Source organism: Streptomyces sp. NPDC090445 (assembly GCF_044769385.1).
GTDB lineage: Bacteria > Actinomycetota > Actinomycetes > Streptomycetales > Streptomycetaceae > Streptomyces.
On record NZ_JBIVXV010000004.1, the window covers coordinates 258919 to 278092 of the forward strand.

16 protein-coding genes are annotated in these 19174 nt (G+C 73.5%); 8 read left to right on the plus strand and 8 right to left on the minus strand.

Annotation, left to right across the window (positions count from 1 at the left end; genetic code table 11):
- Window positions 1-51: 51 nt before the first annotated feature.
- The 3 genes from ACIQUT_RS12065 to ACIQUT_RS12075 all read right to left on the minus strand — a co-directional run bounded on the left by ACIQUT_RS12065 (window position 52) and on the right by ACIQUT_RS12075 (window position 3112).
- On the minus strand, window positions 52-1698 hold the full coding sequence (locus ACIQUT_RS12065) for a phospho-sugar mutase (RefSeq protein ID WP_403562058.1): 1647 nt from the start codon (window positions 1696-1698) through the stop codon (window positions 52-54).
- 41 nt (window positions 1699-1739) lie between these two features.
- Entirely contained in the window at window positions 1740-2546 is an 807-nt protein-coding gene (locus ACIQUT_RS12070; protein ID WP_403562060.1) for a purine-nucleoside phosphorylase, read from the minus strand.
- Between the two features lie 128 nt (window positions 2547-2674).
- The gene (locus ACIQUT_RS12075) at window positions 2675-3112 is read right to left on the minus strand and encodes a gamma-glutamylcyclotransferase (protein ID WP_385686990.1); all 438 of its coding nucleotides are present in this window, start codon (window positions 3110-3112) and stop codon (window positions 2675-2677) included.
- 847 nt (window positions 3113-3959) lie between these two features.
- On the opposite strand from ACIQUT_RS12075, the gene ACIQUT_RS12080 reads away from it, so the two are divergent.
- Window positions 3960-5399 carry an NAD(P)H-quinone dehydrogenase gene (locus ACIQUT_RS12080; RefSeq protein WP_403562062.1) on the plus strand — a complete coding sequence of 480 codons (1440 nt, stop codon included), beginning with the start codon at window positions 3960-3962 and terminating at the stop codon, window positions 5397-5399.
- A 188-nt stretch (window positions 5400-5587) separates the two neighbouring features.
- Window positions 5588-6544 (plus strand): DeoR/GlpR family DNA-binding transcription regulator, encoded by a 957-nt coding sequence (locus tag ACIQUT_RS12085; protein ID WP_403562064.1) that lies wholly within the window; start codon window positions 5588-5590, stop codon window positions 6542-6544.
- A 965-nt stretch (window positions 6545-7509) separates the two neighbouring features.
- Here ACIQUT_RS12085 and ACIQUT_RS12090 read toward each other — a convergent pair.
- On the minus strand, window positions 7510-9273 hold the full coding sequence (locus ACIQUT_RS12090; RefSeq protein ID WP_403562066.1) for an acetyl/propionyl/methylcrotonyl-CoA carboxylase subunit alpha: 1764 nt from the start codon (window positions 9271-9273) through the stop codon (window positions 7510-7512).
- Between the two features lie 408 nt (window positions 9274-9681).
- Between ACIQUT_RS12090 and ACIQUT_RS12095 the strand changes: the two genes are divergently transcribed.
- Window positions 9682-10176, plus strand: a complete 495-nt coding sequence (locus tag ACIQUT_RS12095) for a hypothetical protein (protein ID WP_403562068.1) — start codon at window positions 9682-9684, stop codon at window positions 10174-10176.
- Here the strand turns inward: ACIQUT_RS12095 and ACIQUT_RS12100 are convergent.
- The 4 genes from ACIQUT_RS12100 to ACIQUT_RS12115 form a co-directional block, all read right to left on the minus strand.
- A complete protein-coding gene (locus ACIQUT_RS12100) occupies window positions 10157-10777 on the minus strand; it encodes a Maf family protein (protein ID WP_403562070.1) in 621 nt (206 codons plus the stop codon). The genes ACIQUT_RS12095 and ACIQUT_RS12100 overlap by 20 nt on opposite strands.
- A 120-nt stretch (window positions 10778-10897) precedes the next feature.
- Window positions 10898-11029, minus strand: a complete 132-nt coding sequence (mmpB, locus tag ACIQUT_RS12105; RefSeq protein ID WP_256987083.1) for a morphogenic membrane protein MmpB — start codon at window positions 11027-11029, stop codon at window positions 10898-10900.
- 106 nt (window positions 11030-11135) lie between these two features.
- A complete protein-coding gene (locus tag ACIQUT_RS12110; protein WP_403562072.1) occupies window positions 11136-11351 on the minus strand; it encodes an acyl-CoA carboxylase epsilon subunit in 216 nt (71 codons plus the stop codon).
- 19 nt (window positions 11352-11370) lie between these two features.
- Complete coding sequence (locus ACIQUT_RS12115) at window positions 11371-12969, minus strand: acyl-CoA carboxylase subunit beta (RefSeq protein WP_403562074.1); 1599 nt, start codon at window positions 12967-12969, stop codon at window positions 11371-11373.
- A 130-nt stretch (window positions 12970-13099) separates the two neighbouring features.
- On the opposite strand from ACIQUT_RS12115, the gene ACIQUT_RS12120 reads away from it, so the two are divergent.
- The 5 genes from ACIQUT_RS12120 (at window position 13100) to hutH (ending at window position 19143) form a co-directional block, all read left to right on the plus strand.
- Window positions 13100-13978: a biotin--[acetyl-CoA-carboxylase] ligase gene (locus tag ACIQUT_RS12120; RefSeq protein WP_403562076.1), complete on the plus strand. Its 879-nt coding sequence runs from the start codon at window positions 13100-13102 to the stop codon at window positions 13976-13978.
- Between the two features lie 292 nt (window positions 13979-14270).
- Window positions 14271-15443, plus strand: coding sequence for an adenylate/guanylate cyclase domain-containing protein (locus ACIQUT_RS12125; RefSeq protein ID WP_403562078.1), 1173 nt, complete (start codon window positions 14271-14273; stop codon window positions 15441-15443).
- 41 nt (window positions 15444-15484) lie between these two features.
- Complete coding sequence (locus ACIQUT_RS12130) at window positions 15485-16273, plus strand: enoyl-CoA hydratase/isomerase family protein (RefSeq protein ID WP_403562080.1); 789 nt, start codon at window positions 15485-15487, stop codon at window positions 16271-16273.
- 98 nt (window positions 16274-16371) lie between these two features.
- A complete protein-coding gene (locus ACIQUT_RS12135) occupies window positions 16372-17487 on the plus strand; it encodes a diguanylate cyclase domain-containing protein (protein ID WP_403562082.1) in 1116 nt (371 codons plus the stop codon).
- Between the two features lie 114 nt (window positions 17488-17601).
- Window positions 17602-19143, plus strand: coding sequence for a histidine ammonia-lyase (hutH, locus tag ACIQUT_RS12140; RefSeq protein WP_403562505.1), 1542 nt, complete (start codon window positions 17602-17604; stop codon window positions 19141-19143).
- The last annotated feature ends 31 nt before the right edge of the window (window positions 19144-19174 follow it).

Below are 19174 nucleotides of genomic sequence, written 5' to 3' on the forward strand. Positions count from 1 at the left end.
CCCCGGACCGGTGGTCCGGGGCCCGTCCGCGTCAGCGGGCAGTGCTGCGGCTCAGAGGCCCATGGCCGCCGAGAGGTCCTTCTTGACCGCGTCCAGGATCTCCTGGCCGCGGACCCGGGCGGCGTCGAGGTCGGAGGCCTCGGCCACCGGGACGACGACCTCCAGGTAGCACTTCAGCTTGGGCTCCGTGCCGGACGGGCGGCAGATCACCCGGGCCTTGTAGTCGCCCTCCAGGTAGTAGCGCAGGCCGTCGGTGGGCGGGAGGGTGGCCGTGCCCTGGTTCAGGTCCTCGGCGGAGACCACGCGCAGGCCCGCCAGGGAGGCCGGGGGCTCGGCGCGCAGTGCGGCCATCGCGTTCGCGATGACCGACAGGTCCTCCACGCGGACCGACAGCTGGTCGGTGTGGTGCAGGCCGTGGGCCATCGCCAGGTCGTCCAGCAGGTCGGTCAGGGTGCGGCCCTGCTCCTTGAGCTCCGAGGCCAGCTCCGCCACCAGCAGGGCGGCGGTGACGCCGTCCTTGTCGCGGACGCCCTCCGGGTCCACGCAGTAGCCGAGCGCCTCCTCGTAGCCGTAGCGCAGGCCGTCGACGCGGGCGATCCACTTGAAGCCCGTCAGGGTCTCCTCGTAGCCGACGCCGGCCGCCTCAGCGATCCGGCCCAGGAGGCTGGAGGAGACGATCGACTCGGCGAAGACGCCGGTCGCGCCCTTGTGCACCAGGTGGGCCGCCAGCAGCGCGCCGACCTCGTCGCCGCGCAGCATCCGCCAGCCGTCCGCGGTGGGGACGGCCACGGCGCAGCGGTCGGCGTCCGGGTCGTTCGCGATGACGATGTCCGGCTGGACCTCGGCGGCCTTGGCGAAGGCCAGGTCCATGGCGCCCGGCTCCTCCGGGTTCGGGAACGCCACCGTCGGGAAGGCCGGGTCCGGCTCCGCCTGCTCGGCGACGAGCACCGGCTCGGGGAAGCCGTGCCGGGCGAAGGCCGCCAGGACGACGTCCTTGCCGACGCCGTGCATGGCCGTGTAGACGGTCCGCACGCCCCGGGCGGAGCCGGGGGTCAGGACGGCGTCCGTACGGGCCAGGTAGGCCTGCAGGACCTCGTCGCCGAGGTCCTCCCAGCCGGAGTCGGGGCGCGGGACGGACGCGAGCGTCGTCACGCGGTCGATCTCGGCCGCGATCTTCGTGTCCGCGGGGGACACGATCTGGGAGCCGTCGCCGAGGTAGACCTTGTAGCCGTTGTCCCGGGGCGGGTTGTGGCTCGCGGTCACCTCGACGCCGGCGACGGCACCCAGGTGCCGTATGGCGTACGCGAGGACGGGCGTGGGCAGCGGACGGGGCAGGACGGCGGCGCGCAGGCCCGCGCCGGTCATCACGGCGGCGGTGTCGCGGGCGAAGTCCGCGGACTTGTAGCGCGCGTCGTAGCCGACCACGACCAGGCCGCCGGCGTGGCCCTCGGCCTTCAGGTACGCGGCGAGGCCCGCCGCGGCCCGGATGACCACGGAGCGGTTCATCCGCATCGGGCCGGCGCCGAGCTCGCCGCGCAGCCCGGCGGTGCCGAACTGGAGGGTGCCGGAGAACCGGTCGGCCAGCTCGGCGGTGTCGCCCGCCTCGATGATCCGCGCCAGCTCGTCCGCCGTCTCCTGGTCCGGGTCCTCGGCCAGCCACGCCTGGGCCCGGGTGATCAGGTCGTCCTGTTCCTGCACTACTTCCGCCTTACCTCTCGTACGGTGCCGGTGCCTGTGTCTCAGATGCGGGCGAGGACCTGGGTCAGCAGCGTGCCCATGCGCGCGGCCGAGTCACGGCCCGCCTGCAGGACCTCTTCGTGGTTCAGCGGCTCGCCGGACAGGCCCGCAGCCAGGTTGGTGACCAGGGAGATGCCGAGCACCTCGGCGCCGGCCTCGCGGGCGGCGATGGCCTCCAGCACCGTGGACATGCCGACCAGGTCGGCGCCCAGGACGCGGACCATGTTGATCTCGGCCGGGGTCTCGTAGTGCGGGCCGGGGAACTGGGCGTACACGCCCTCTTCCAGGGTGGGGTCGATCTCCTTGCACATCGCGCGCAGCCGCGGCGAGTACAGGTCGGTCAGGTCCACGAAGTTCGCGCCGACGATCGGCGAGGCCGCGGTCAGGTTCAGGTGGTCGCTGATCAGGACCGGCTGGCCGGGCGCCATGCCCTCGCGCAGACCGCCGCAGCCGTTGGTCAGCACGATGGTCTTGCAGCCCGCGGCGACGGCAGTGCGGACACCGTGGGCGACGGCGGCGACGCCACGGCCCTCGTAGTAGTGGGTGCGGCCGAGGAAGACCAGCGCGCGCTTGTCGCCGATCTTGTACGAGCGGACGGTGCCGCCGTGGCCTTCGACGGCGGCCGGCGGGAAGCCGGGCAGCTCGGTGACGGGGAATTCGGACTCGGGGGCGCCGAGCGCCTCCGCGGCGGGAGCCCAGCCGGAGCCCATGACGAGGGCGACGTCGTGGGATTCGGCGCCGGTGAGCTCGCGCAGGCGCGCGGCGGCGGCGTCTGCGGCGGCGTGGGGGTCGGTAACAGATGCGTTCACGCAGAAGAGCGTAGCCCGGAATCGCCTACGCGCGTAGATGGCGCTGCTCACGGTGTTCGGATCGTTGCCTTGTCGTTTCCGCCGAAACGTCCGGAGGGCCCGGAGGGCCCGGATCCTGCCGGCAGCCCTCAGCAGGGGCGCTTGCGCAGTTCCATCACGTAGTCGTGCGGCGCGCCCGCGGACTCGGCGGCGTCGGCGATCTCGCCCAGGTAGCGCGCGGACGGCAGGCCGCCCTCGTACCCGTTCAGCACGTAGCACCAGGCGGCTTCCTCGCCGTCCAGGGTGTGCACGCGGATCCGCATCCGGCGGTAGATGTCGAGTCCGACACCCTCCCACCGGTCCATGGAGTCCTCGTCCAGCGGCGCGATGTCGTAGAGGGCGACGAAGACCTGCTGGCGCGGCGCTTCCACGATCGTGGCGAGGGCGCCCTCCCAGCCCATCTGCTCGCCGCCGAAGGTCAGCCGCCAGTCGTTGATCCAGCCCGTTCCGCGCAGCGGCGAATGCGGGGCGCGGCGCGACATCAGCCGCGGGTCGAGGTTGCCGGCGTACGCGGCGTAGAGCGACATGCAGTCGAGGGTACGGGAGGGGCGGGTGAGTATGCGTGCCCGGATGCCGACGGATCCACGCCCGGCCGACAGCGAATCCGCACCCGCGCGGCGGGACCGGCGCCGCACCCGCGGCGACACCTGCGCCGCCCGAACGGCGCAGCCGGGGACGCCCGCGCGGCGCAGCCGGGGACGCCCGCGCGGCGCAGCCGGGGGCGCGTGGATGCCGCCCGTCACCGCCGCCACCGTCCCCGCTGCGCGTAGCCGTTTCCCCACCCCGCCCCTTCCCGAAACCGAGGCCTCCGGCCCCGGACCCCTGCCGCCTCAAATGCCGGCGGGGCTGGGCATTCGGGATCCGCCCCGGACCCCGTTACGGGCGCTTCGCGCCCGGTGCGCTCAAACTCCCCCAGCTACCGCTGGGAGGTGCCCCCAGCGCGGGCTGGAATATCCAGCCTCGCCGGCGTTTGAGGCGCCGGGGGAGGGCAGGACGGGAGCGCGCGGCAGGGTCGGCGACGCCCGCGCGGCGGGACCGGGGACGTATGGAGGGCGGGACGGGAGCGCGCGGTGGGGCGGCGACGCACGCGCGGCAGGGCCGGGGACGCATACGCGGTGGGGCGGGGACGCATGCGCGGCAGGGGCGGGGACGCATGCGCGGTGGGGCGGGGACGCATGCGCGGCAGGGGCGGGGACGCATACGCGGCGGGACACGCGGCGCGCACGGCGGGGCCAGGGGTGCACGGATGGCGGGACCGGGGGAGAAGCACCTTGAAGCGTGCGGGACAATGGAGCACGGAATGCATCCCCCGGGGAGACCCGGAAGCCCCGGCCGGGGCGGCGCTCGGCCGGGTAGACGTGAGGCGGAGTTTTCGTGACCCGGATCGTGATCATCGGCGGCGGACCCGGCGGGTATGAGGCGGCCCTCGTGGGGGCCCAGCTCGGCGCGGAGGTGACCGTCGTCGACTGCGACGGCCTCGGCGGAGCCTCGGTCCTCACCGACTGCGTACCCTCCAAGACCCTCATCGCGACGGCCGAAGTCATGACGAACTTCGACTCCTCGTACGAGGAGCTCGGCATCGTCGTCGCCGACGACACCCCGCCCATCGAGCAGTCCGCCCGCATCATCGGCGTGGACCTCGGCAAGGTGAACCGCCGCGTCAAGCGCCTCGCGCTCGCCCAGTCCCACGACATCACCGCCTCCGTGACCCGGGCCGGCGCCCGCGTCATCCGCGGCCGCGGCCGCCTCGGCGGCCCCCAGGGCATCGACGGCACCCGCGACGTCATCGTCACCGCCGCCGACGGCGCCGAGACCATCCTCACCGCCGAATGCGTGCTGATCGCGACCGGCGGCACCCCGCGCGAGATCCCCGACGCCATGCCCGACGGCGAGCGCATCCTCAACTGGACCCAGGTCTACGACCTCGACGAGCTCCCCGAGGAACTCATCGTCGTCGGCTCCGGCGTCACCGGCGCCGAGTTCGCCGGCGCCTACCAGGCCCTCGGCTCCCGCGTCACCCTGATCTCCTCCCGCGACCGCGTCCTCCCCGGCGAGGACCCCGACGCCGCCGCCGTCCTCGAAGACGTCTTCCGCCGCCGCGGCATGAACGTCATCGGGCGCGCCCGCGCCGAATCCGCCAAGCGCGTCGGCGACCGCGTCGAGGTCACCCTCTCCGACGGCCGCGTCGTCACCGGCACCCACTGCCTCATGGCCGTCGGCGCCATCCCCAACACCAAGGGCATGAACCTGGAGGAGTCCGGGGTCAAGCTCAAGGACTCCGGCCACATCTGGACCGACAAGGTCTCCCGCACCACCGCCCCCGGCGTGTACGCGGCCGGCGACGTCACCGGCATCTTCGCCCTCGCCTCCGTCGCCGCCATGCAGGGCCGCATCGCCATGTACCACTTCCTCGGCGACGCGGTCACCCCGCTCAACCTCAAGACGGTCTCCTCGAACGTCTTCACCGACCCCGAGATCGCCACCGTCGGCTACACCCAGGCCGACGTCGACGCCGGCCGGATCGACGCCGCCGTCGTCAAACTCCCCCTGCTGCGCAACGCCCGCGCCAAGATGCAGGGCATCCGCGACGGCTTCGTGAAGCTGTTCTGCCGCCCCGGCACCGGGATCGTCGTCGGCGGTGTCGTCGTCTCGCCGCGCGCCAGCGAACTCATTCACCCGATCTCGATCGCCGTCGACAACAACCTGACCGTCGAGCAGATCGCAAACGCGTTCACCGTGTACCCCTCCCTGTCGGGATCGATCGCCGAGGTCGCACGCCAGCTGCACACCCGGAAGACCGGCACCGAAGCCTGATCCGGGCCTCCCGAGGCCACAACCTCCCCTTTCCACAAGGGGACTTGAGGCAGGGCACCGGTGCGCGGCAGTGTGTTCACGCACTCGTCCGACCGCGTATACCACTAAGTGCCCTGCCTTACGGACAACTTCGGTATTCCGGCGCAAGGAGCTGAAACCAGACGGTCGCCCGGGTTACTGTCAGTTTCGTGTTCGCTGCAGAACGTCGCCAGTTGATTCTCGAAATGGTGCGGGCAAACGGAGCCGTGTCGCTCCGTGAGCTCGCCCGCGTGGTCCAGACCTCCGAAGTGACCGTACGCCGGGACGTGCGGGCACTGGAGGCAGAAGGACTCCTCGACCGCCGACACGGCGGTGCGGTACTGCCCGGAGGCTTCACGCGGGAATCCGGGTTTCCGCAAAAATCCCATCTCGCGACGGCCGAGAAGACCGCCATCGCCGACGTCGCGGCCGGCCTCGTCGAAGAAGGCGAAGCCGTCGTCGTCGGCGCCGGAACCACCACCCAGGAGCTGGCCCGCCGGCTCGCCCGGGTGCCAGGCCTCACCGTCGTCACCAACTCCCTGCTCGTCGCCCAAGCACTCGCCCACGCCAACCGGGTCGAAGTCGTCATGACCGGCGGCACCCTCCGCGGATCCAACTACGCGCTCGTCGGCAGCGGCGCCGAACAATCGCTGCAAGGCCTGCGGGTCTCCCGCGCCTTCCTGTCAGGCAGCGGCCTGACAGCAGAGCGGGGCCTGTCCACCTCCAACATGCTGTCGGCCAGCGTCGACCGGGCGCTCGTGCAAGCCGCCGCAGAAGTCGTGGTCCTCGCAGACCACACCAAGCTCGGCACCGACACCATGTTCCAGACAGTCCCCACCGACGTCATGACCCGCCTGGTCACAGACGAGCCGCCGGCGCACGACGACCGGGCCGCGACGGAACTCCAGGCGCTCGCCGACCAAGGGGTACAGATCACCGTGGCCGGAGCGGTTGCATCGCCCGCCGGGCCGCTGGACGCGGGGATGGCAGCCGGGCGACGGCCGCGGAGGGACACCGCGCCGCTGCCGGTGCAGCGGCGCGGAGCCCCCGGTCTGCGCAGTGCGCCGGCCGCCCTGCTGGACCCCCCGCCGGGCGACCGCCGCGTAGCCGACCTCCGCCGCCGCTGACCCCCGGCGGCCCGCCACCCCTGCCCTGGCCGGGCGCCCCTGCCCTGGCCGGGCGCCGCTGCCCCTTGGCCCGGCGCTGCTGCCCCGGGCCGGGCTCCACTGCCCCCGGCCCGGCGCCGCCGCCAGCCGGGGCCCACGCCGCCGCCAGCCGCGGCCCCGCGGGCCCATCGTCGTTGCCCTGGCCGGGACCTGCTGCCGCTGCGCGGAGCCTTTCCCCCACCCCGCCCCTTCCCGAAACCGAGCTCCGCCCGGACCCGCCGCAGGGGCTCCGCCCCCGCACCCCCGCGCCTCAAACGTCGGCGGGGCTGGATTTGCGCGGGGTGGGTGGGCCACCTCAAGCGCTGGCGGGGCTGGATTTGCGCGGGGTGGGTGGGTTGCCTCAAGCGTCGGCGGGGCTGGATTTGCGCGGCGTGGGTGGGCCACCTCAAGCGCTGGCGGGGCTGGATTTGCGCGGGTGGGTGGGTTGCCTCAAGCGTCGGCGGGGCTGGATTTGCGCGGGGTGGGTGGGTTGCCTCAAGCGTCGGCGGGGCTGGATTTGCGCGGCGTGGGTGGGTTGCCTCAAGCGCGGGCGGGGCCGGATTTGCGCGGCGTGGGTGGGTCGGCTCAAGCGTCGGCGGCGGCAACCCAGCCTCGCCGGCGTTTGAGGCGCGGGGTGCGGGGCAGCGCCCCGCGTGTCCGGGCGAAGCCCCCGGGTCACTTGCTGCGCTGGGCGTGCGCTCCCAGCCTCGCCGGCGTTTGAGGCGCGGGGGTGCGGGGGCAGCGCCCCGCGTGTCTGGGCGAAGCCGCTGGGCCACGTGTGGCGTCGGGTCGTGCACTCCCAGCCTCGTCGGCGTTTGAGGCGCGGAAGTGTGGGGTGGAGCCCCGCTTGGTTGGGTGGAGCCCCCGGGGCGGGGGGAGACGGCGAACGCCGGCGGCTGGGGGTCCAGCTCGCCGGCGTTCGGGGCGTCAGGCCGCGTTGGGCCGGGTCAGTCCTTGATTTCGCAGATCGTGGCGCCCGAGGTCAGGGACGCGCCGACCTCGGCCGTCAGGCCGACGATGGTGCCGGAGCGGTGCGCATTCAGCGGCTGCTCCATCTTCATCGCCTCCAGGACGACGACCAGGTCGCCTTCGTTGACCTGCTGGCCCTCCTCGACCGCGACCTTCACGATCGTGCCCTGCATCGGGGAGGCGAGGGTGTCGCCGGAGGCGGCGGGGCCGGACTTCTTCGCGACGCGGCGCTTCGGCTTGGCGCCGCCGGCCGCGGCCGTACGGGCCAGGGTCATGCCCAGGGAGGACGGGAGGGAGACCTCCAGGCGCTTGCCGCCGACCTCGACGACGACGGTCTCGCGGCCCGGCTCCTCGTCGGCCTCGTCCGCGACGGGGGCGGCGAAGGCCGGGATCTCGTTGACGAACTCGGTCTCGATCCAGCGGGTGTGGACCTTGAACGGGGTGCCGTCGACCGGGGCGAACGCCGGGTCGACGACGACGGCGCGGTGGAACGGGATGGCCGTGGCCATGCCCTCCACCTCGAACTCGGCCAGAGCGCGGGCCGCGCGCTGCAGGGCCTGCTCGCGGGTGGCGCCCGTCACGATCAGCTTGGCGAGCAGGGAGTCCCAGGCCGGGCCGATGACCGAGCCGGATTCCACGCCCGCGTCGAGGCGGACGCCGGGGCCGGACGGGGCGTTGAACTTGGTGACCGTGCCGGGGGCCGGCAGGAAGTTGCGGCCCGGGTCCTCGCCGTTGATGCGGAACTCGAAGGAGTGGCCGCGCAGCACCGGGTCGCCGTAGCCGAGCTCCTCGCCGTCGGCGATGCGGAACATCTCGCGGACCAGGTCGATGCCGGTGACCTCTTCCGTCACCGGGTGCTCGACCTGGAGGCGGGTGTTGACCTCCAGGAAGGAGATCGTCCCGTCGAGGCCGACGAGGAACTCGACGGTGCCGGCGCCGACGTAGCCGGCTTCCTTCAGGATGGCCTTCGAGGCGGCGTACAGCTCGGCGTTCTGCTCCGCGGAGAGGAACGGCGCCGGGGCCTCCTCGACCAGCTTCTGGTGGCGGCGCTGCAGCGAGCAGTCACGGGTGGAGACGACGACCACGTTGCCGTGGCTGTCGGCCAGGCACTGGGTCTCGACGTGGCGCGGCTTGTCGAGGTAGCGCTCGACGAAGCACTCGCCGCGGCCGAAGGCGGCGACGGCCTCGCGGACGGCGGACTCGTACAGCTCCGGCACCTCTTCGAGGGTGCGGGCGACCTTCAGGCCCCGGCCGCCACCGCCGAAGGCGGCCTTGATGGCGATCGGCAGGCCGTGCTCCTTGGCGAACGCGACGACCTCGTCGGCGCCCGACACCGGGTCGGGGGTGCCGGCGACGAGCGGGGCGCCGGCGCGCTGCGCGATGTGCCGGGCGGCGACCTTGTCGCCGAGGTCGCGGATGGCCTGCGGCGGCGGGCCGATCCAGGTCAGGCCGGCGTCCATGACGGCCTGCGCGAATTCGGCGTTCTCGGAGAGGAAGCCGTATCCGGGGTGGATGGCGTCCGCGCCGGAGTCGGCGGCGGCCTGCAGGACCTTGGAGATGTCCAGGTAGCTGGTGGCCGGGGTGTCACCGCCCAACGCGAAAGCTTCGTCGGCCGCGCGGACGTGCAGGGCGTCCCGGTCCGGGTCGGCGTAGACGGCTACGCTCGCGATCCCGGCATCCCGGCAGGCCCGAGCAACGCGGACAGCGATTTCGCCACGGTTGGCGATGAGCACCTTGCGCACGATGGCTCCCTCCTTGAAACAAGCTGAGTTTAGGGACTGCCCACACGGCCTTTCGACCCTTCCCCAGAGGTGACCTTGCCCACACGGAGTGTGATTCGAGGCTGCCTCTAGCGCGGAAAGTCCTTGTGGAGCCCCAGGTCAAGGGGATCCCCGACTGCACAGTAACCCCGTCAGATAGCCACGGTCTCTGTCCACCCGGTCAGCGGCCCCCGGCGATTCTTTGTGGATTCCCTACGAACGGCCCACAGATTCTTTGCGCGACCGCCGCCCGGGCGCCGCCCGGCCACCGCCCGGGCGCCCTTTCGCGTAACGAACGCGTGCGCACCCCTTGTCCGTACGTTTACCCGTTAGTAGCCTCCAGGCGTCGAACGGGCTTGTGCCCCGTGAGCCTTGGAGGGGTGGGGCGTCGTGGATGCCGTGCTGCGCAGACTCGTGGCCGGGCTGGCGGCCGCCGCGCTCGCCGCCGAGGGGGTGCTGCTCGCCCTCGTCCACTTCGTGCTGGGGCGGACCACGCACAACCAGTCGATGTCCATCGCCGGCTCGGACCCCGACGTCATGGCCGTGGGCACGTACGTGCTCGGGGCGGCCCTCGGGGGCTTCCTGCTGCTGTGCGCGGTGCTGCTCGCCGTGGCCGCCGTACGGGACCGCGCACCCGGCCGCTTCGCCCGCGCCGTCCTGATCACCGCCGCTGCCGTGCACGGGCTGCTCGGCGCCCTCGCCGTCTCGGCGGTGGGCTGGGACGCCTTCGCGGCGACGATGGTGATCCTGTGCCTGATCGTGCTGACCCTGACGCTCCACCCGGCCCGGGAAGGCCGTGCGGGTGGCCGTGCGGGCGATCCGGCGGACGGCCGCGTGGACGGCCCTCAGGGGCCGGCCGGGGGGTTCAGGCCCACAAGTCGGTGATGGACACGCCCAGTTCGCCCAGCAGGGAGCGCAGCAGCGGCATCGACAGGCCGATGACGTTGCCGTGGTCGCCGTCGATGCCCTCGATGAACGGCGCCGACAGCCCGTCCAGCGTGAACGCCCCCGCCACGTGCAGCGGCTCGCCGCTCGCCACGTAGGCCGCGACCTCCGCGTCCGTCGGCTCGCCGAAGTGCACCGTCGTCGACGCCGTCGCCGACACCCGGCGGTCCGTGGCCGTGTCGATCACGCAGTGCCCGGTGCGCAGGACGCCCGACCGGCCGCGCATGGCCTTCCAGCGGGCCGTGGCCTCCGCGGCGTCCGCGGGCTTGCCGAGGGCCTCGCCGTCGAGCTCCAGCACCGAGTCGCAGCCGATGACCAGGGCGCCCGCGGCCTCGTCCAGGCCGGCCACGACGGCCGCCTTGGCCTCGGCCAGGGCCAGGGCCAGCTCGGCCGGGGTGTCCGCGCTCAGCGAGTCCTCGTCGAAGTTGCTGACGAGCACGTGCGGGGCGAGCCCGGCCTGGCGCAGCAGGTTGAGCCGGGCGGGGGAGGCGGACGCGAGGACGAGGGCGTGGGCCGGGGCAGGGGCCGGGGCAGCAGTCATGCCCGCCATCGTAGGCGGCGGTCCGGAACCCCGGTCAGGGAACCGGGCGTCAGGGAACCCCGGTCAGGGAACCGGGCGTCAGGGAACCGGGCGTCAGGGAACCCGGCCGGGAAACCCGGTCTAGAACCCCACGCCCAGTACGTACACGACGACCACCATGGCGAGGACGAGTACGACGGTCATCCGCCGGAGCATCGCCTGCGTCTCGCGCATCTCCTCGGGCGGCTCGTTCTTCGGGTCGGACCAGAGCATGCCCCGATTCTGTTTCCGAAGGCCCGTGCGGCGCCTGAGTACGGGTACTCAGGCGCCACCACCGGATCGCACCATTCTTCCGGCCGGGTGCGGGCGGCCGGGGGCCTCAGCCCCGGCCGGGCCAGTACGTACGGGCCCACGCGCGCGGCCCCGGCTGCGGCAGCGTGCGCGACGCCAGCCGGCCCGGTGCCGCCCACGCGTCGGCCACCTGCGGCGCGCCCGACGGTGCCGAGGCCAGCACCGCCGCGCGCGCTTGGACCACCGCCAGGGCGGCGGCCAGCTCCTCCGGCGTCGGATTCCCCTTGACGACCTTGATCACCACAGGACTGGACCTCCCGGACCTAGAGGGGGATGTTGCCGTGCTTCTTCGGCGGCAGGGACTCGCGCTTGGTGCGCAGCTGGCGCAGGCCCTTGACGACGTGCGCGCGGGTCTCCGACGGCATCGTCACCGCGTCGACGTAGCCGCGCTCGGCGGCGGTGTACGGGTTGAGCAGGGTGTCCTCGTACTCGGTGATGAGCCGGGCGCGGACGGCCTCCACGTCCTCGCCGGCGGCCTCGGCCTCGGCGATGGTGCGGCGGTGCAGGATGTTGACCGCGCCCTGCGCGCCCATGACGGCGATCTGCGCGGTCGGCCAGGCCAGGTTGAGGTCGGCGCCGAGGTGCTTGGAGCCCATGACGTCGTAGGCGCCGCCGAATGCCTTGCGGGTGATGACGGTGATCAGGGGGACGGTGGCCTCGGCGTAGGCGTAGATCAGCTTCGCGCCGCGCCGGATGATTCCGTTGTACTCCTGGTCGGTGCCCGGCAGGAAGCCGGGGACGTCGACGAAGGTCAGCACCGGGATGTTGAAGGCGTCGCAGGTCCGCACGAAGCGGGCGGCCTTCTCGGAGGCGTTGATGTCGAGGCAGCCGGCGAACTGCATCGGCTGGTTGGCGACGACGCCGACCGGGTGGCCCTCGACGCGGCCGAAGCCGGTGAGGATGTTCGGGGCGAACAGCGACTGGGTCTCCAGGAACTCGCCGTCGTCGAGGACGTGCTCGATCACCGTGTGCATGTCGTACGGCTGGTTCGCGCTGTCCGGGATCAGCACGTCGAGCTCGCGGTCGGTGTCGGTGACCTCGGTGTCGGCCTCCTCGGGGAAGGCGGGCGGCTCCGAGAGGTTGTTCGACGGCAGGTAGGACAGCAGGGACTTGACGTACTCGATGGCGTCCTTCTCGTCCCCGGCCATGTGGTGGGCGACGCCCGAGGTGGCGTTGTGGGTGCGGGCGCCGCCGAGCTCCTCGAAGCCGACGTCCTCGCCGGTGACCGTCTTGATGACGTCCGGACCGGTGATGAACATGTGCGAGGTCTGGTCGACCATCACGGTGAAGTCGGTGATGGCGGGGGAGTAGACCGCGCCGCCGGCGCAGGGGCCGACGACCAGCGAGATCTGCGGGATCACACCGGAGGCGTGCACGTTGCGGCGGAAGATCTCGCCGTACATGCCGAGGGCCATGACGCCCTCCTGGATGCGGGCGCCGCCGGAGTCGTTGATGCCGACGACCGGGCAGCCGGTCTTCAGCGCGAAGTCCATGACCTTCATGATCTTCTGGCCGAAGACCTCGCCCAGGGAGCCGCCGAGCACGGTGAAGTCCTGGGAGAACACCGCCACCGGGCGGCCGTCGACGGTGCCGTAGCCGGTGACGACGCCGTCGCCGTACGGGCGGTTCTTCTCCATGCCGAAGTCGGTGGAGCGGTGCCGGGCGAACTCGTCCAGCTCGACGAAAGAGCCCTCGTCCAGCAGCAGGGCGATCCGCTCGCGGGCCGTCAGCTTGCCCTTGGCGTGCTGCTTCTCCACGGCGCGGGCGGACCCGGCGTGGGAGGCCTCGTCGATACGGCGCTGCAGGTCCGCGATCTTGCCCGCGGTGGTGTGGATGTCGATCGGCTCTGACGGTTGTGACATCGGGGTCGCGGCTCCCTGTGTGGTGTCAACTGCCTGGTCAATGAATGACTACTGCTGGCTACTGGTGCGTAGCGTATCGGCGGGCATGGCGCTCGGCAGTGCGGCGTTTGACACACCTAATGTGGCTTGCATGACGCCATCAGATGCTTCAGGAGGAACCCCTTCCGGGCCCTCCGCGGGTCGTTGGTCGAATCTCGACCGGCCGCCCCTGAATGCCGCCGCCCTGCAGCGCGCCCTCGTCGCCGGGCAAGGACTGTGGTCCTCGGTGGAAGTCGTCCCCACCACCGGCTCCACCAACACCGATCTCGCCGCCCGGGCCGCGCAGCTGCCCGAGGGGGCGGTGCTCGTCGCCGAGGAGCAGACCGCCGGGCGCGGGCGGCTCGACCGCAGCTGGGTCGCGCCCGCCCGGTCGGGGCTGTTCTTCTCCGTGCTGCTCAAGCCGGGCGAGGCCGTGCCGCAGGAGCGGTGGGGCTGGCTGACCCTGCTGGCCGGGGTGGCCACGGCGGCCGGGCTGTCCCGGGCCGCCGGGGTCGACACCGCACTCAAATGGCCCAACGACCTGCTGGTCACCGTGGAGGGGGCCGAGCGCAAGGCCGCCGGCATCCTCGCGGAGCGGGTCGCGGACGGGATCGTCATCGGGATCGGCCTCAACGTGTCGCTGACCGAGGACGAGCTGCCGGTCCCGGAGGCCGGGTCGCTGCTCCTGGCGAAGGCGGCCGTCACGGACCGCGAGCCGCTGCTGAAGGCCGTACTGCGGTCCCTGGAGGAGTGGTACGGGAACTGGCGCGCGGCCGCCGGCGATCCCGCGGCCAGCGGCCTGCAGGAGGCGTACGCGGCGCAGTGCGCGACCCTCGGCCGGCACGTGCGGGCGGACCTGCCCGGCGGGCGGTCGCTCACCGGGACGGCCGAAGCGGTCGACGCGGAGGGGCGGCTCGTCGTACGGACGGAGGACGGGGCGCACGAAGCCGTCGGCGCCGGCGACGTCGTGCACCTCAGGTCGGCTCGGTAGGGGCGGATCGCTGCGGGTCGCCACAGGTCACGGCAGGTCACGGCCGGTCCGGGCCCGGTCCGGGCACCCTCCGGGCCGGGCCGCCGGCCCCCGCCGGCCGCCCTGCGGGGCGGCCCGGGGCGCACGCCCGGCGGGGTCGCGGACCGGTCCGCGACCCCGCCGGGCGCCGGAGGTAACGGGAGTGGGGAGTGAGCTACGGCACACCTGCCGTATGGTTTAGGCGATCCCGGTCCCTGCCGGTGATCACCCGGCTCGGCAGGGCAGTGCGCACGGAATGGACAGGAGGCGGCCCTTGACCGTCGACGACTCTACGTCCGGTGCGTCCGCCCGCGGACCCGGCAACCCGGGCGGCCCGGGGAGCCCGGGCACGCCGATCGGGCGCGACCAGCACACCCCCCACCACGAGGTGGACCACACCGCCCAGCCGACGGCGGACCCGCTCGCCATCCGGCTGGAGCAGCTGATCCTGGGCGCCGAGCGCCGCTACACCCCCTTCCAGGCGGCCCGCAGCGCCGGTGTGTCGATGGAGCTCGCCTCCCGTTTCTGGCGGGCCATGGGCTTCGCGGACATCGGGCAGGCCAGGGCCCTGACGGAGGCCGACGTCCTCGCGCTGCGCCGGCTCGCCGGCCTGGTCGAGGCGGGGCTGCTCAGCGAGCCGATGGCGGTGCAGGTGGCCCGCTCGACGGGGCAGACCACCGCCCGGCTGGCCGAATGGCAGATCGATTCCTTCCTGGAGGGGCTGACCGAGCCGCCGGAGCCCGGGATGACCCGTACGGAGGTCACGTACCCGCTGGTCGAGCTGCTCCTCCCGGAGCTGGAGGAGTTCCTCGTCTACGTGTGGCGCCGCCAGTTGGCGGCGGCCACCGGCCGGGTCGTGCAGGCGGCCGACGACGAGGAGATGGTCGACCGGCGCCTCGCGGTGGGCTTCGCCGACCTGGTCGGCTTCACCCGGCTGACGCGGCGCCTGGAGGAGGAGCAGCTCGGCGAGCTGGTCGAGTCCTTCGAGACGAGCGCCGCGGACCTGGTCGCCGCGCACGGCGGCCGGCTGATCAAGACGCTCGGCGACGAGGTGCTGTACGCGGCGGACGACGCGGGGACGGCGGCCGAGATCGCACTGCGGCTGATCGAGACGATGGATGCCGACCCGCTGATGCCGGAGCTGCGCGTCGGCATCGCCTTCGGGACGGTCACGACCCGGATGGGCGACGTCTTCGGGACCACGGTGAACCTGGCCAGCCGGCTGACGTCGATAGCCCCGAAGGACGCGGTGCTGGTCGACGGGGCGATGGCCGAGGAGCTGGGCCGTACGGGCGCGGCGCCGCTCTCCGAGAAGGAGGCCGAGGCCGAGGAGGGCGGCGGCTCCTACCGGTTCGCGCTGCAGCCGATGTGGCAGCGGCCGGTGCGCGGGCTGGGCGTCGTGGAGCCCTGGTCGCTGACGCGGCGGAAGCCTAAGATCCCCGGGTAACGTTCGTTAACCGGGAGGGCCCTGTGTCGGTGGAGTCGGCGATGGAGTCGGAGTTCGTAGCGGTACGTCGGCACGGTGACGACGGGGTCGTGGAGCTGGTCCTCGACCGGCCGAAGGCGATGAACGCGGTGTCCACCGCGATGGCGCGGGCCATCGGGTCGGCCTGCGCGCAGCTGGCGGCGGACCCGTCGGCCCGGGTGGTCGTGCTCACCTCGACGGCGGAGCGGGCGTTCTGCGTCGGCGCGGACCTGAAGGAACGCAACTCGTTCAGCGATGCGGAGCTGGTGCGCCAGCGGCCCACCACGCGGGGCGCGTACGGGGGCGTGCTGGAGCTGCCGATGCCGACGATCGCGGCGGTGCACGGGTTCGCGCTGGGCGGCGGCTTCGAGCTGGCGCTGGCCTGCGATGTGATCGTGGCCGACGAGACGGCGGTGGTCGGCCTGCCCGAGGTGTCCGTGGGTGTGATCCCGGGCGGCGGCGGCACCCAGCTGCTGCCGCGGCGCGTGGGCGCGGCCCGGGCGGCGGAGCTGATCTTCACGGCCCGCCGGGTGGAGGCCGCGGAGGCGCTGTCGCTGGGCCTGGTCGACTCGGTGGTACCGGCCGGCCGGGACCGCGAGGAGGCCCTCGCCCTGGCCGCCCGGATGGCGGCGAACTCCCCGGTCGGCCTGCGGGCGGCGAAGCGGGCGCTGCGGCTGGGCCACGGGATGGACCTGGCGGCGGGCCTGGAGATCGAGGACGCGGCCTGGCGGACGGTGGCGTTCTCCGGCGACCGGGCGGAGGGTGTGGCGGCGTTCAACGAGAAGCGCCGCCCCAACTGGCCGGGCCGGTAGCCGCACGGTTCCCGGGTCCCCTGCGGGAGCCCCCGCCGGGCCCGGGTCCGGCGGGGGTGCGACCTGGCATATCGGGTGAAACTCCCTAATCTGGGGTGATGGGACTCGACGCGCGGCTCGGAGCCGTCGTGGGCCTGGCGCAGGCCATGGCCGCCGCGGGGGCGCCGCGGGACAGCATGCGGGCCGCCGCGCGGGGCGCGCGCCTGGCGATGGACGGGTCGTTCGCCGCGATCTCCGCCTGGGAGCGTGAGCGGGGCCGGCTGCGGGTGCTCGTCAACGAGGGCGGGCGCCGGGCGGACGAGGCCGAGTACCCCGAGGACGAGTCGTACCCCGTGCACGACTTCCCCGAGATCACCGAGTTCCTGCACGAGCGCTGGGTCGGCGGCGGGGGCCCGCACGCCTGGGTCGAGAGCGCCGCCGGCGCCCGCCCCGGCCGCCGCGGCGAGACCCTGCGCCGGCGCGGCCGCGGCACCTGCGTCGTGGCGCCCGTCGTGCTGAGCGGCCGCGCGTGGGGCGAGCTGTACGTGGCCCGGGACGACGGGCTGCCCGACTTCGGCGAGGACGACGCCGAGTTCGCGACCGTCCTCGCCGCCGTGATCGCCGCCGGGCTCGCGCAGAGCGACCGGCTGGAGGAGGCCCGCCGGCTGGCCTTCACCGACCCGCTGACCGGGCTGGCCAACCGCCGCGCCGTCGACATGCGGCTCGACGAGGCCCTGGAGGAGCACCGGCGCGGCGGTGTCGTCGTGAGCCTCGTGGTGTGCGACCTCAACGGGCTCAAACGGGTCAACGACACCCTCGGCCACGCCACCGGCGACCGGCTCCTGGAGCGCTTCGGGTCCGTGCTGAGCCTGTGCGGGGCCATGCTGCCCGGCGCGCTCGCCGCCCGGCTCGGCGGCGACGAGTTCTGCCTGGTCGGCGTGGGTCCCTCGGCCGACGAGGTGGTGCGGGTGACCGAGGAGCTGTGCCGCCGCGCCGACGGGCTGGAACTGGGCGAGGGGGTGGCCTGCGGGGTCGCCTCGACCGGGGACCCGATCGGCCCCGTGACGTCCTCCCGGCGGCTGTTCCGGCTGGCCGACGCCGCCCAGTACAAGGCCAAGGCCGCCCGCTCCGCACGCCCCGTCGTCGCCGGGCGGGACACGGCCGTGGTGCATCTGGCCGACACGGCCCAGCAGGAGGCCCCGGGCGAGCGGCGCCGCTTCCGCGGCCGGGCGTGACGCCGTACGGGCGGGCGTGACGCCGTACGGGCGCCGCTGACGCCGCGTAAGAGTTCCTCGTGAACGTCACTAGTGACATGAAGCGATTCAGTCCGTAGGGTGCTGAATATGGATATGCACACTGTCGTGGTGGGGACGTCCGGCACCACCCCCGAGGACGTCATCGCCGTCGCCCGCGGCAACGCGCGGGTCCAGCTGTCCCCCGAGGCCCTGGACGCGCTCGCCCGCTCCCGCGAGATCGTCGATTCGCTCGCCGCCAAGCCCGAGCCCGTCTACGGGGTCTCCACCGGCTTCGGCGCCCTGGCCTCCCGTCACATCAGCCCGGAGCTGCGCGCCCAGCTCCAGCGCAACATCGTCCGCTCGCACGCCGCCGGCATGGGCCCGCGCGTCGAGCGGGAGGTCGTGCGCGCCCTGATGTTCCTGCGCCTGAAGACGGTCGCCTCCGGTCACACCGGTGTCCGGCCGTCCGTCGCGCAGACCATGGCCGACGTGCTCAACGCCGGCATCACGCCCGTCGTCCACGAGTACGGCTCCCTCGGCTGCTCCGGCGACCTCGCCCCGCTCTCGCACTGCGCGCTCGCCCTGATGGGCGAAGGCGACGCCGAGGGCCCCGACGGGGTCGTCCGCCCGGCCGGCGAACTGCTCGCCGAGGCCGGCATCGAGCCCGTCGAGCTGCGCGAGAAGGAGGGCCTCGCCCTCCTCAACGGCACCGACGGCATGCTCGGCATGCTGGTCATGGCCCTCGCCGACCTCCGCCGGCTCTACACCTCCGCCGACATCACCGCCGCCCTGACGCTGGAGGCCCTGCTCGGCACCGAGAAGGTCCTCGCCCCCGAGCTGCACGCCATCCGCCCGCACCCCGGCCAGGGCGACTCCGCCGCCAACATGGCCGCCGTCCTGAAGGGCTCCGGGCTCACCGGGCACTTCCAGGAGGAGTCCGCCCCGCGCGTGCAGGACGCCTACTCGGTGCGCTGCGCCCCGCAGGTCGCCGGCGCCGGCCGCGACACCATGGCGCACGCCGCCCTGGTCGCCTCCCGCGAGCTGGCCTCCGCCGTCGACAACCCGGTGGTCCTGCCCGACGGGCGCGTGGAGTCCAACGGCAACTTCCACGGCGCGCCGGTCGCGTACGTCCTGGACTTCCTCGCCATCGCCGCCGCCGACCTCGGCTCCATCGCCGAGCGGCGCACCGACCGGCTCCTGGACAAGAACCGCTCGCACGGCCTGCCGCCGTTCCTGGCCGACGACGCCGGCGTCGACTCCGGCCTGATGATCGCCCAGTACACGCAGGCCGCCCTGGTCAGCGAGATGAAGCGGCTGGCCGTCCCGGCCTCCGCCGACTCCATCCCCTCCTCCGCCATGCAGGAGGACCACGTCTCGATGGGCTGGTCGGCCGCCCGCAAGCTCCGCACCGCCGTCGACAACCTGACCCGCATCATCGCCATCGAGCTGTACGCGGCCACCCGCGCCATCGAGCTGCGCCACGGGCTCACCGCCGCCCCGGCCAGCATCGCCGCCATCGCCGCCGCGCGGGCGGCCGGCGTCGAGGGCCCCGGGCCGGACCGCTTCCTGGCGCCCGACCTGGCCGCCGCCGACGCGTTCGTGCGCTCGGGTGCGCTGGTCGAGGCCGTCGAGGGGGTCACGGGCCCGCTCGCCTGAGCAGTCCGGAAACACGGAAACGGAACGGCCG

Bases quoted from the DNA above. Each gene is read 5' to 3' on its own strand.
- hutH (WP_403562505.1), top strand. From the start codon at position 17,602: ATGCACACTGTCGTGGTGGGGACGTCCGGCACCACCCCCGAGGACGTC.
- mmpB (WP_256987083.1), bottom strand. From the start codon at position 11,029: ATGCTCTGGTCCGACCCGAAGAACGAGCCGCCCGAGGAGATGCGCGAG.
- ACIQUT_RS12120 (WP_403562076.1), top strand. From the start codon at position 13,100: ATGACGCCATCAGATGCTTCAGGAGGAACCCCTTCCGGGCCCTCCGCG.
- ACIQUT_RS12135 (WP_403562082.1), top strand. From the start codon at position 16,372: ATGGGACTCGACGCGCGGCTCGGAGCCGTCGTGGGCCTGGCGCAGGCC.
- ACIQUT_RS12115 (WP_403562074.1), bottom strand. From the start codon at position 12,969: ATGTCACAACCGTCAGAGCCGATCGACATCCACACCACCGCGGGCAAG.
- ACIQUT_RS12100 (WP_403562070.1), bottom strand. From the start codon at position 10,777: ATGACTGCTGCCCCGGCCCCTGCCCCGGCCCACGCCCTCGTCCTCGCG.
- ACIQUT_RS12075 (WP_385686990.1), bottom strand. From the start codon at position 3,112: ATGTCGCTCTACGCCGCGTACGCCGGCAACCTCGACCCGCGGCTGATG.
- ACIQUT_RS12130 (WP_403562080.1), top strand. From the start codon at position 15,485: ATGGAGTCGGAGTTCGTAGCGGTACGTCGGCACGGTGACGACGGGGTC.